Below are 12,760 nucleotides of genomic sequence, written 5' to 3'. Positions count from 1 at the left end.
TGCTAAGTGATTTCAAAGTTCAAAACGAGATGTGACCATTTTCTTTTTCGTATAAAAATTCAAGCCATCTTTGCCATTGACATGAAGGTCCCCATAGAAGGAATCCTTCCAGCCTGAAAAAGGGAAGAATGCCATTGTAGCCGGAACGCCTACATTGATGCCGAGCATTCCGGCATCCGCCTCTTCACGGAATTGCCTGATGCTCCTGGCATCGTTTGTATAGATGGTTGCTCCATTCCCGTATCTTGACCTTCGGATGAAGTCCAGCGCTTCATCAAGGCTGCCTGCCCTGAGCAGGCTCAGTACAGGTGCAAATAGCTCTTCCTTTGCGATCGTCATATCGCATGTCACCCTATCAAAGATCGTTGCACCAAGAAAGTTACCGGCTGGGTGCCGCTCCATCTCCGTGCGGCCGTCCCGTATCAGCTCAGCCCCTTCTTCTTCTCCTTTTTCAATGAGTCCGAGGACTTTTTCAAGATGCTCCTTGCGGATGACGGGCGTCAGGAGGGTATCTTCTTCCATCCCGCTGCCGACCTTGAGCTCATCGGCTTTTTTCTTAAGCTCATTAATGAAGCTGTCGTTTTCTCCCACCACGACAACGGCACTGCATGCCATGCACCTCTGGCCGGCACTGCCGAATGAGGAACTGATGATATGCTGGGCCGCCTTCTCAGCATCGGCATCAGGCATGACGATATGGTGATTTTTAGCACCCGAGAGTGCCTGTACCCGCTTTCCTTCAGAAGCGGCCCGTTCATACACATATTTTGCAACCCGCTGAGAACCGACAAATGAGATGGCGGCAACCTCTTTATGTTCAAGCAGTGCATTCACAACATCATGTGCGCCGTGTACAATGTTCAGGACTCCAGGAGGGGCGCCCGCTTCGGCAAACAGTTCAGCAAGGCGCGCTGCCAGGATCGGCGTCCTTTCAGACGGCTTCAGCACAAAAGTATTCCCGCAGGCAACAGCAAGAGGGAACATCCACAAAGGGACCATCATCGGGAAGTTAAAAGGAGTGATCCCCCCAACCACGCCAAGCGGGTAACGGAACATCTCAGAATCAATATCCTCAGCGATCCCTGAAAGCGACTCACCCATCATTAAGGTCGGTGCACCTGCGGCAAATTCCACACACTCGATGCCTCTTTGGACCTCGCCGAATGCTTCTTTGAAGGATTTTCCGTTCTCTTTTACAATCAGCTCAGCAAGCTGTTCATGATACTGTGACAGCAGATTATGATATTTGAAAAGGAGCCTTGCCCTCTTTGGGACAGGCACCTTCCTCCACGAAATAAACGCCCTTCCTGCTGCCTGGACAGCAAGGCTGACATCTTCTGCACTGGAGGCAGGCACCCTCGCGAGCACTTCATCATTGGCAGGGTTGATGACTTCAAATGTATCTGCAGAGGAAGCTTCTACCCAATTGCCATCAATAAAATTTCTCAAAACTTCTGTTTCATGCCTGATCGCCATATGCTCCATCTCCTTCATATGAAATATCCACTTCAGATTTTTATAAGACTTCGATAGAAAGCTGCACATGAAGGCGAAGGATCAGCGGCAAATAATGAAATGCGCAATCCTTCGCTCTATCACAGCTATTTTTGTTCTGCAGAATGCTCTTTCTGCTTGAGCAGAAGCCCGCTGAAATATTTCCGTGCTTCTGCTGTCCCAACATGGATTGTTTCCTGGATCCCGCTGGCCGGATTGGCAAACAAGATGGCCGCTCCATCCAAGCTTTCTTTCACCTGAAGGATTCTGAATCCTTTTTCGATATAAAAATCGATTTTGTCTCTTTCATGCAAAAAGAACTGGTAGTCTGACATACTCTGACCTCCTGAAAATAGTCAAGATTTCATGGAATCAGCGGCTTTTTCCTGATCATCGTCCAAAATCCAGTCGCGCCCCACACTGATTCCGAGATATTTGCTGTCATCCGGATCATTGATTTCGGCCTGCTGATATTTGCGGAACCACCAGTACCGGGCAAGAAGGTAATAAGAGCCTGCTCCTGCCAGGAATCCGGCAAGGAATGAATAGTTGGGAAGCCAGTATGCAACTGCGGCACCAATGACCCAGCTGATGAATCCTGCAAGGTTGATTCCTCCCCAATACCTGAACTGCCCATGGTCCTCGTATAATTCAGGTACATTGACGCGCCTTTTTCTCAGCAGATAATAATCAGCAAAAAGGATGCCGACAATCGCAGACAGGATGCCGCCTACAAACAGGAGGACAGGGATGATGATGCCAAAGAGATTCCATGGCTGGACGACTGTCCCGACAATTCCTGCTGTAATAACGCCAGCCCAGAAAGGAAATTTCGGCCCGCCAACATTAGAAAATATCGTTGCCGCCGGAACGACATTGGCCGCCGTGTTGGTGGACCATTGCGCCAGGATGATCATCAGAAGCAGGACGCATAGGACGAGTCCTCCTGCCGCTTCCTGAAGGGCGATGACAGGATCGTAATTCAGGACGGCAATATAAGCGATCCCTCCTATGATAATCATAAAGGTCTGTGTCAGCGGCATGGCGATCAGGTTGCCGATCAGCGCCCCTTTATTGCGCTTGAACCAGTTTTTTTCATTCACGGGCGCCTTGATGAACCGGGAAATGGAAGGAATATCAGCACTCAAGGTCGCCCAAAAGCCCATATTGCTGAAGATCACAACAAGGAAAGCAGTAAATGCATCGGTTCCCGCTGCCGGATTTTCTGCCCATGTCCAAATATTCCTTCCTGCCTCTTCAGCCGTATCAGATAAAGATAGGTACATCCAGACGGAAATCAGGATAATGACCGGAGCTGCCATGTCAGCAAAACGCTCTATCGCTTTTATCCCAAGGCTGGTATTAATGAGCTGTGCAGCTGCGAAAATAAGAAAACAGATAAACCAGTTATTGAAACCGAATAAAATATCAATGATGCCATTCATGGCAGTGGCACCGAAGTAGGTATTGATTCCAAACCACATAGAGGCGGTGACGCCCCTCGTGATTGAGGGGATATGAGTCCCGATTGTGCCGAAAGGGGCGCGCATATAGACCGGGAAGGAAAGGCCATGCTCTATCCCGATGTCTGCAATCAAACTGATGAATAAGCCGATTCCGAGGCAGCCGATCACCGTTGCAATAATGACAAGCGGCAATGGGAGGCTCATAACCCCGGAGCCTCCGATGGCAAAGGTGGCGAGTACCACCACCATGCCCACCCACATAAATGAATAGCCGAGCGAGGTGATATTCCTGTCCTTTTGCTTGATCGGATAAAGGTCAGGGGATTTCAGATGGCTTCTTTTCATACGTACACATCCTGTCCGGTTAATTTTTGTCAGGCCGAGAAGCTGATTGAAACCGAAAAGCCGGGTTAGTGCATGCCATCATCCTGTTCACTGAAACAAAGCCGGGGTAATTCATCTCCGTCCACAAGTCAACCCTCTTAATCTAATAAGCAGGAATCACGTTATTATGGGTTTTGTGTTTAAAATATTTTGCTCTTTTTAAATATTGCCCGCTGCCCGCTTTTCCAGTGAACTGGCGGTCTTTAATCACATACTCTCCCCTTACGAGCACAGTGACAGGCTCTCCTTTGACTGATAATCCTTCAAATGCGCTGTAATCAACAGCTAAATGGTGGGTGCCTGCAGAAATGGTTCGTTCCTTTTCAGGGTCAAATAGGACAATATCGGCATCAGAGCCTACAGCAATCGTCCCTTTCTGAGGGTAGAGGCCAAATAGCTTCGCAGCACGGGTCGAAGTGATGTCGACAAATTGGTTGAGGGTGATCCTTCCCTTTGCCGCCCCTTCTGAAAAGAGGATCGAGAACCGGTCTTCAATAGTCGGGCCTCCGTTCGGTATTTTGGTAAAATCCTCCCTGCCGAGATCCTTTTGCCCCTTAAAATCAAAAGAGCATTGGTCAGAGCCGATCGTCTGGAGCTGTCCGCTTTTGAGGGCATTCCATAAAGTGTCCTGATTCCATTTTTCGCGGAGCGGCGGGGACCACACATATTTTGCGCCTTCAAACTCAGGCTTTTCGAGGCTGGTCTGGTCAAGAACGAGATACTGCGGACAGGTTTCCCCCCAGACATCGATGCCCCTGGAGCGGGCTGCGGCAATTTTTTCTGCTGCTTCAGCGCAGGATACATGTACCACATACAGCTGGGAGCCTGCCAGGCCGGTAAGCTCAGCCGCACGCCCCGTTGCTTCCCCTTCCAGCTCAGGAGGTCTTGTAAGCGCATGGTAGATGGGTTCTGTATGTCCTTCTTCCAATGCCTTTTTCGTAAGATAATCGATGACATCCCCGTTTTCTGCATGCACCATGACAAGAGCCCCGAGGTCCCTTGCGGCAACCAGCGTCTTGAAAAGCGTTTCATCATCAGCCTGGAAGACATTTTTATAGGCCATGAAGACTTTGAAAGAAGTAATGCCCTCAGAATCTATCACTTTCGGCAGCTCCGCCAGTACTTTATCATTGATTTCCCCGATCATGAGGTGGAAGCTGTAATCGATGGCAGCCTTGTCTTTAGATTTTTGGTGCCATTCATCAATGCTTTCCTGGAGAGGCCTTCCTTTAGATGTCAGGCAAAAGTCTATGATGGTCGTCGTGCCCCCAAAGGCTGCGGCAATCGTGCCTGACTCAAAATCGTCCTTTGTCACAGTCCCGCCGAATGGCATATCCAGGTGGGTGTGCGGGTCTATGCCGCCCGGAAAAACGTAAAGCCCTGCAGCATTGATGATTTCCGCCCCGGTATCTTGCAGATTCCTGCCAATCAGGGCGATTTTTCCTTCTTCTATTAAAATATCAGCCTGAAAAGTATCTGATGCTGTCACTATAGTGCCGTTCTTTACTATTTTCTTCATATTCAGCACCCCTTTACCGTTTAGATAGATCCAATTCGCATGCCTGTGCCCCGGCTATCGCGGCCTGCCGTTCATTCCAGGTCATAGGCGGCTGTGTGTGCGGAAGCTCTACCATTGAAATGGCCCCTTCCTCCGGGCAGACAATAGAACAGAGGTTGCAGCCGACACAGTCTTCTTCGCGGACTTTCAAATATTCTTTTCCGTTTTCATCAACCAGCATATCAATGCATTGATGCGAGGTGTCCTCACAGGCGATATGGCATTTATTGCAGTTGATGCAGATATCAGGGTCGATCCTCGCGGCAATATTATAGTTAAGGTCCAGATTGCCCCAGTCCGAATACCTTGGTACAGATTTTCCGATAATGTCCCTGACTGACCGGATGCCTCTCTCGTCCAGATAATTATTCAAACCATCCATTAAATCTTCAATGATGCGGAACCCGTGGTGCATAGCAGCTGTACAAATCTGTACGCCGGAAGCGCCCATCAGCATGAATTCAACCGCATTCTGCCAGTTCGATATCCCGCCCATGCCTGAAATCGGTACAGATATTGCTGGATTCCTGGCGCACTCAGCGACCATGTTCAGTGCAATCGGTTTGACTGCCGGGCCGCAATAGCCTCCATGTGCTCCCTTCCCTCCGACATGCGGAATCGTATTCCACGTATCAAGGTCCACCCCGGCAAGGCTGTTGATCGTATTGATCATACTGACAGCATCTGCACCGCCTTTTACCGCTGCTTCTGCTGTTGCTGTAATATCCGTTATATTGGGGGTAAGCTTCACGATGACTGGTGTCCGGGCCGCTTCCTTCGCCCAATAAGTCTGTTTTTCCACCAGCTCTGGCACCTGTCCGGATGCAGATCCCATTCCCCTCTCTGCCATCCCGTGCGGGCAGCCGAAGTTAAGCTCAAGTCCATCTACCCCAATCTCTTCGACCCGTTTGACAATTTCATGCCATTTCTCCTGTTTCGGCTCAACCATCAGTGAGGCAATGATCGTGTTGTTGGGAAACTTCTTTTTCGTTTCATAGATTTCCTTCAGATTGACTTCAAGCGGCCTGTCTGTAATCAGCTCAATATTGTTAAAGCCTGCGACCCGCTGTCCATTAAAGCTGACAGCAGCAAATCGGGAAGAAACGTTTAAAATAGGCTCACCCAGCGTTTTCCAAACAGCTCCGCCCCATCCGGCCTCGAAAGCACGCTGAACCTGATAGCCTGAATTGGTAGGTGGTGCAGAGGCAAGCCAGAAAGGATTGGGGGACTTTATGCCTGCCAATTCTATGCTTAAATCAGCCATTTGCTTCTCTCCTTTCTTCCTTCATCATCAGCTTGTGGATCGCATGGGCTGCTTGTTTACCCTGCTGGGCAGCAGTGACGACCATGGCTTCCCCTTTTCCTTTGCCGAAGACAATATCCCCGCAGGCAAACACTTTCGGATTTGAGGTCTGGCATGTCTCAGGATTGATTTCTACAACTCCCCCATCGTGAGCAAGGCCGAATTGATCGATGAGGCTTTCGTGCCTTTGCTGCCCGATGGCTTTAATAATGATGTCAGCCGGGAGCAGATGCTCAGATCCTTCAATGGGTACGGGCCTTCTCCGACCATCCGTATCCGGCTCGCCAAGCATCATTTGGATGCACTCCAGTCCTGCTGCTTCCCCGCGGTCATTGCTGATAATCCTTTTGGGTGCCGTCAGCCATCGGAACTCGACTCCATCCTGCTTCGCAAACTCATATTCAAAATCATAGGCAGTCATTTCTTCCTGTGTCCTCCTGTAAAGGATTTTCACATTCCCCGCCCCGAGCCTTGCTGCACAGGTTGCCCCGTCAATTGCTGTGTTGCCGGCGCCGATTACAATTGCTTTCTTGCCTGCCACATCTCTCCTCAGTTCACCGGTTTTTGTCTGCTTCACAAATTCAATCGCATCAAAGACACCTTCCAGATTTTCACCTTCAATTCCAAGGTCCGGCACTTTTGACATGCCTGCAGCAAGAATCACAAAGTCATATCCGTCCAGCAGTTCTCCGGCTGTAACATCCCGGCCGATCTTCGTTTTTGTCCTGATGTCTACATTCATCCGCCTGACCTGTTCTGCTTCCCAATGGGCAATCTCCTTCGGCAGACGGAATGAAACGATACCGTAAGTGTTCAGCCCTCCGGCTTCCTCCTCGGCTTCATAGATGACAGTCTCATAGCCGAGACGGGCCAGCTCCCTGGCAGCCGATAATCCCGCAGGTCCGCTTCCGATGACCGCTGCTTTTTTGCCGTTGGCCGCGCCTGGGAAAAATAAGTCCTTCCCGCTTTTTATGGCCCAGTCAGTCGCATGCCTCTGCAGTTTGCCGATCAGAATAGGGCTTTTTGTTGAATTCAATACACACGCCCCTTCACAGAGCTCTTCTGTCGGGCAGACCCTTGAGCAGCTTGCGCCGACAGGATTGGCATCCATGATGGTTTTGGCGGATCCCAGCATATTTCCGCTGCTGATTTTTTTTATGAATGAAGGGATATCTATTACAGTTGGACATGCTTTAATACAAGGGGCATCATAGCAATACAGGCAGCGGCTGGCTTCATGGGCAGCATCCCTGCTGGACAGCGCAGGCTCCGCTTCCCTGAAGTTCTGTTCCAGGTCGGTGTGTGAGATTCGCTTTGGTTTTGCATCGATCACAGCGTTCCCTCCTATCCTGCCTGTGCCAGGCAGGCAATTGAAAAGCTTATTTTCACATAAAAGCCCCTTACGGAAGAAGGGATGTCATTTCACTGTATGTTTCCGGCCTGCGGTCGCGGTAAAACTGCCAGGTGTCCCTGACCTCCCGGATCAGCTTCTTGTTCATTTCACCTATGATGACTTCATCCTTATCCCGGCTGGCAGAGGCAACGAAGCTTCCTTTAGGATCCACCAGGTATGACTGCCCATAAAATTCTCCCATATTCCATGGACCCTCATAGCCGACGCGGTTGATGGCGCCAACATAATATCCGTTGGCGACTGCATGGGCAGGCTGTTCGAGTTTCCATAAATATTCGGACAGGCCGGCGACCGTGGCCGATGGATTGAAGACGATTTCTGCGCCATTAAGCCCCAGCAGCCTTGCCCCTTCCGGGAAATGCCTGTCATAGCAGATATACACGCCGATTTTGGCATATGCAGTATCAAATACCGGATAGCCCAGGTTCCCTGGTTTAAAATAATATTTTTCCCAGAACCCGCAGCCGTTTCCTCCTGCCGCAACATGCGGAATATGCTGCTTCCGGTACTTTCCCAGATAAGTTCCGTCTGCATCCAGGACAGCAGCTGTATTATAATAGGTAGCTATCCCTTCCCGTTCATAAATCGGAAGGACAATAACAATCCCAAGCTCCCTTGCCAGCTCCTGGAAAAGCTTTGTTGTCGGGCCGTCCGGGATTTCTTCTGCAGCGTCATACCATTTCGTATTCTGCTCGGAACAGAAATAAGGACCATAAAAGATCTCCTGCAGGCATACAATCTGGGCGCCCTTTTCTGCCGCTTCCCTAACAAGCTTTATATGCTTTTCGATTGCCTTCTCCTTATGAACTGCAACTGGCTCGCTGCCGTCCACATCATGAGATGCTTGTATCAAGCCGATCTTCACATTGTCTGCCATCTTTACTCCCCCTCTAAAATAAAAAGAATCATCCTTTGCAGAACCGGGCTGTTTCGTACCAGGGCAATCCAGCAGCATGGTTCAGAATGTTCCGTTAATCTAACATACGCAGAAAGGGCAAGTTGTAAAACTTAATTTAAAGAGAGTAGAAAGAAAAAGGCTGGAAGAAACCCAAATAATGCTAATCCTCTAGCAAAAACACAGTGTGAAGGATATCTGCATACAAAAAAGACTGCAAATGGCCCCATAATGAGAGGATCTTTGCAGTCTCATGCTACCTTAATAAAAAGTATAGAAATTAATTTTGCGAGGAAATATTGGTGCCATAAAAGATTTCGTCCATCTCTGTTTTAAGTCGGTCGGTGATTTCTTCCGCTTCTTCTGAATCCAGCTTCTCCTTAGTAAAGCCAAACAGATAATTATTCAGGTCGAATTCCTTCAGTTTGCATTTTGTGTGGAAAATTTTTTCCTGATAGATATTCACATCGATCATATCATACAGGCCTTTTGCTTCATCTGGTATATAGTTCTGTATAGAGTTAATATCATGGTCGATATATAGCTTTTCACCGTTGATGTCCCGTGTAAACCCTCTGACGCGGTAATCAATCGTCATTACATCCGTCTCAAAGGAGTGGATCAAATAATTCAGGGCTTTTAGCGGTGAAATTTCCCCGCATGTGGAAACATCAATATCTGCCCTGAAGGTGCTGATCCCTTCTGTCGGATGGAATTCAGGATAGGTGTGGACTGTAATATGGCTTTTATCAAGCTGCAGGACCACATTGTCAGGGAGCGGTCCAGGAGATTCCTCCAGTGATTCTTCAGGCACTTCGACAACAGGGCCTTCTGATACGAGCATGGTCACACTGGCTCCCTGCGGTACATAGTCCTGCTGGGCGACATTCAGCACGTGTGCCCCGATGATATCGGACACATTAGTCAGAATGTTGGTGAGCCTCTCAGCACTATACTGTTCATCAATATAATCAATATAAGCTTCCCGTTCTTCTTTTGTTTTTGTATAGCAGATATCATACATATTAAAGCTTAACGTTTTAGTCAGATTATTAAAGCCGTGCAGCTCGATCCGTTGCTCTGGTGTCAGTTTCATGTGCAAAATCCCCTTTAACTCTGTTAGTCTGTTGCCCCTATCACCAGCCCTGGCCACTTCTATGGCGAGCTCTTGAGAGAGTGATTCCAAGCTGGTTAGGCTGATTACTATCTAGAGTACCCTTTATAAAAGGCAAAAAAACGGGTTTTTCCTAATTGTGTCCTGCTGAGGCTGAATCTAAAAAAGCCTATCCGTTTTGGATAAGCTTTTTGAGTACATCATTATGCATTAACGAGTTTATTCTTTTTGAATTCTTCCCTGATGGATTGAAGCAGTTCTTCGCTTGAGAGGATTTCATAACCCGTCAGGGCCATTGCCTTTGCCCCTAAGATCATTGCCTCCTGTGCCTGGCTGCTCATGGCCGCTTCGCGGAACTCATGGGTATGGCAGGCGAAATCTTCGTCGCAAATCTTGATATATGGGTGAATGGAAGGCACAGCCTGGCTGACATTTCCCATATCGAGCGATCCTGATCCATCGCGGTCCTCGTGGATTTCACCTGGATCTATTCCCAGCCCGATCAGCTCGTTAGTGAATGCATCCGATAATTGCTGGTTTGTTTGCATGTCATCATACGAAAATTCATAAAAAGAAGCTTTCATTTCTGCACCAGTCTGAAGCGCAGCACCCTGGGCGCATGCTTTCACTTTTTCAACCAGTTCATTCACATAAGATCGGCTTGATGCTCTTACATAGAACTGGGCAGACGCATAGTCAGGAACTACATTGGCCGCTTTTCCTCCTTCAGGGATGATGCCATGGATTCTTGCATCAGAAGTGATATGCTGTCTGAGGGCATTGATGCTGTTAAAAGTCTGAAGCACAGCATCAAGAGCGTTGATCCCTTTTTCCGGACTCGCAGCCGCATGGGCACTCTTGCCGAAGAATTCAAACTGGATCGCATCCATGGCAAGTGATCTGCCGCTTTTCAAATACTTGGACAAAGGATGGACCATCATCGCAACATCCAGTTCATCGAAGATCCCGTTCTCCGCCATTGTCACTTTCCCGCCTTTTGTTTCTTCAGCGGGAGTTCCGTACACAATCACTTTTCCGCCAGTTTCTCCAACAGCCTTGCTCAGGCCGATCCCTGCAGCAATTGCCATTGTGCCTATGAGGTTGTGCCCGCATGCATGACCTACCTCAGGAAGTGCATCATATTCAGCCATCAGCCCAATGGCTGCTCCCGCAATGCCGCTGTCATAAACAGCACGAAAAGCAGTCGGAAGTCCGCAGGTTCCCTTCTCTACATTAAATCCGTGCTTTTCCAATGTTTCAATCAAAATCGCCGAAGATTTGAACTCCTCATGCCCGAGCTCAGGATTTTCTCCTATGTACGTGCTGATATTGACAAATTCCTGCTTAAGCTTATCTATTTCGTTCTGAATTATCTGTTTCATTGTATAACCATCCTTAGTGGTGAATTTTTATTCCTTTTTATTAGAATAACAAATAATTCGGTATTCGAAAATAATTATTTTTTAGTTCCTGCTGATTGCCTATTCCTGAGGGAAAAGGTATGCTCAATTTAATCATTGAATCAAGCTGAAAGCAGGTGATCGGATTGCAGCAAAACATCTTAACTGAGACGCCAGCAGAAGAAATAAAAAGGCTGCTTGCCGCCCAGAAGAACTTTTTTGCGACCCAGGGAACAAAGCCCGCAGCATTCAGGCTTGCCCGGCTGCAGGAGCTTAAGGATAGTATCAAAAATAATGAACAGCAGCTGATCTCTGCGTTAAAAGAAGATCTTGGAAAGTCTGAACTTGAAGCATATTCAACGGAAATTGGGATTTTATATGAAGAAATCGGCTATACATTGAAGCATCTGAAAAAGTGGATGAAAGCAAAGAAAGTGAAGACGGCCATGACCCATATCGGCTCCAAGGGCTATATTATCCCTGAGCCATACGGAGCGGCCCTCATCATTGCCCCATGGAATTACCCGGTCCAGCTCGCCCTGTCCCCGCTCATTGGGGCAATTGCTGCCGGGAATACGGCTGTCATCAAGCCATCGGAGCTGACCCCGAATGTATCACATGTGCTCTCAGCGCTGATCAAGGAAGTCTATCCGGTAGAGTATATTTCAACTGTTGAAGGCGGTGTGGAGACCAGCCAGCAGCTGCTTGAGCAGCCTTTTGATTATATATTTTTTACAGGAAGCGTCCCTGTCGGCAAGATTGTGATGGAGGCAGCCAGCAAAAGACTGATTCCTGTCACCCTGGAGCTTGGCGGAAAAAGCCCGGTCATTGTCCATGAGGATGCAAATATCGGCCTGGCGGCGAAGAGGATTGTTTTCGGCAAATTTACAAATGCCGGACAGACGTGCATTGCCCCGGATTATCTGTTTGTCCATGAAAAAGTGAAACAGACTCTGCTGGAAGAGATGAAGAAGTGCATCAAGGAATTTTACAGTGATAACCCTCTTGGTAATGAGGATTATTCCAAGATCGTCAATAACCGGCATTTCAGCAGGCTTGAAGCGTATTTGAGCGACGGACCAATTCTTTTCGGGGGAAGGGTGAATGGTGAGCTTAGAAAAATGGAGCCGACACTGATGGATGCCCCTTCTTTTAATTCGCCTGTTATGCAGGATGAAATATTTGGCCCGATCCTGCCGGTATACGGGTATGCAGCCTTGGATGAAGCCGTCTCCTTTATCCAGTCACGCCCGAAGCCGCTTGCTTTGTATTTGTTTACGGGAAGCAAGGATATAGAAAATAAGGTGAATGGTACGATTTCTTTTGGAGGCGGGTGCATTAATGATACTTTAATGCATATCGCGACGCCGTATCTTCCTTTCGGAGGTGTCGGGGAGAGCGGGATAGGGAGTTATCATGGGAAGAGCAGTTTTGGGACGTTTTCGCATGATAAAAGTGTGCTGAAGCAGACTACGCTGTTTGATTTTTCGTTCCGTTATCCTTCTGCTGAGAATGGGCTGAAGCTGATTAGGAAGCTGATGAAGTGATGGGAGCCTGGACCGGTTTGGTTCAGGCTTTTGTTTTTTTATGGATTTGTATAAATTTGCTAAAATTAGTTTAGCTTTAAAATGTAGGCTCCTGATCTGCACTGCAGGCACTTCGCTTTCCGCGGGGCGGAGTTGAGCCTCCTGATATGAACGAAACTGTCAAGATTCCCACTCCACCATCGTTT

At 48.3% G+C, this 12,760-nt stretch carries 10 protein-coding genes; 1 reads left to right on the top strand and 9 read right to left on the bottom strand.

Annotated elements, in window-relative coordinates; all coding sequences use genetic code 11:
* Nucleotides 1–12: 12 nt before the first annotated feature.
* From RBB45_RS19370 to RBB45_RS19330, 9 genes are all read right to left on the bottom strand, one after another.
* Nucleotides 13–1,485: a CoA-acylating methylmalonate-semialdehyde dehydrogenase gene (locus RBB45_RS19370; RefSeq protein WP_371931631.1), complete on the bottom strand. Its 1,473-nt coding sequence runs from the start codon at nucleotides 1,483–1,485 to the stop codon at nucleotides 13–15.
* A gap of 116 nt (nucleotides 1,486–1,601) precedes the next feature.
* Nucleotides 1,602–1,829: a hypothetical protein gene (locus RBB45_RS19365; protein WP_009793880.1), complete on the bottom strand. Its 228-nt coding sequence runs from the start codon at nucleotides 1,827–1,829 to the stop codon at nucleotides 1,602–1,604.
* A gap of 21 nt (nucleotides 1,830–1,850) precedes the next feature.
* Nucleotides 1,851–3,305 (bottom strand): NCS1 family transporter, encoded by a 1,455-nt coding sequence (locus RBB45_RS19360; RefSeq protein WP_306010211.1) that lies wholly within the window; start codon nucleotides 3,303–3,305, stop codon nucleotides 1,851–1,853.
* A 142-nt stretch (nucleotides 3,306–3,447) separates the two neighbouring features.
* The gene (gene hydA, locus RBB45_RS19355) at nucleotides 3,448–4,863 is read right to left on the bottom strand and encodes a dihydropyrimidinase (RefSeq protein ID WP_306010210.1); all 1,416 of its coding nucleotides are present in this window, start codon (nucleotides 4,861–4,863) and stop codon (nucleotides 3,448–3,450) included.
* Nucleotides 4,864–4,876: 13 nt separating this feature from the next.
* Entirely contained in the window at nucleotides 4,877–6,166 is a 1,290-nt protein-coding gene (preA, locus tag RBB45_RS19350; protein ID WP_094769266.1) for an NAD-dependent dihydropyrimidine dehydrogenase subunit PreA, read from the bottom strand.
* Nucleotides 6,159–7,538: an NAD(P)-dependent oxidoreductase gene (locus RBB45_RS19345; protein WP_306010209.1), complete on the bottom strand. Its 1,380-nt coding sequence runs from the start codon at nucleotides 7,536–7,538 to the stop codon at nucleotides 6,159–6,161. Before RBB45_RS19345 ends, preA begins: the two co-directional genes overlap by 8 nt.
* Nucleotides 7,539–7,605: 67 nt before the next feature.
* Entirely contained in the window at nucleotides 7,606–8,496 is an 891-nt protein-coding gene (locus RBB45_RS19340; protein ID WP_101547737.1) for a nitrilase-related carbon-nitrogen hydrolase, read from the bottom strand.
* Between the two features lie 298 nt (nucleotides 8,497–8,794).
* Nucleotides 8,795–9,610, bottom strand: coding sequence for an adenosylmethionine decarboxylase (gene speD / locus RBB45_RS19335; protein ID WP_009793874.1), 816 nt, complete (start codon nucleotides 9,608–9,610; stop codon nucleotides 8,795–8,797).
* A gap of 221 nt (nucleotides 9,611–9,831) precedes the next feature.
* Nucleotides 9,832–11,010: a M20 family metallopeptidase gene (locus RBB45_RS19330; RefSeq protein ID WP_009793873.1), complete on the bottom strand. Its 1,179-nt coding sequence runs from the start codon at nucleotides 11,008–11,010 to the stop codon at nucleotides 9,832–9,834.
* A gap of 155 nt (nucleotides 11,011–11,165) precedes the next feature.
* Between RBB45_RS19330 and RBB45_RS19325 the strand changes: the two genes are divergently transcribed.
* Nucleotides 11,166–12,575, top strand: coding sequence for an aldehyde dehydrogenase (locus RBB45_RS19325; protein WP_129612227.1), 1,410 nt, complete (start codon nucleotides 11,166–11,168; stop codon nucleotides 12,573–12,575).
* Nucleotides 12,576–12,760 lie beyond the last annotated feature (185 nt).

The sequence above is a fragment of the Bacillus sp. MMSF_3328 genome, from assembly GCF_030733525.1.
In the GTDB taxonomy this organism is placed as follows: domain Bacteria; phylum Bacillota; class Bacilli; order Bacillales; family Cytobacillaceae; genus Bacillus_AB; species Bacillus_AB infantis.
This window is presented reverse-complemented; position numbering and strand designations above follow the sequence as displayed.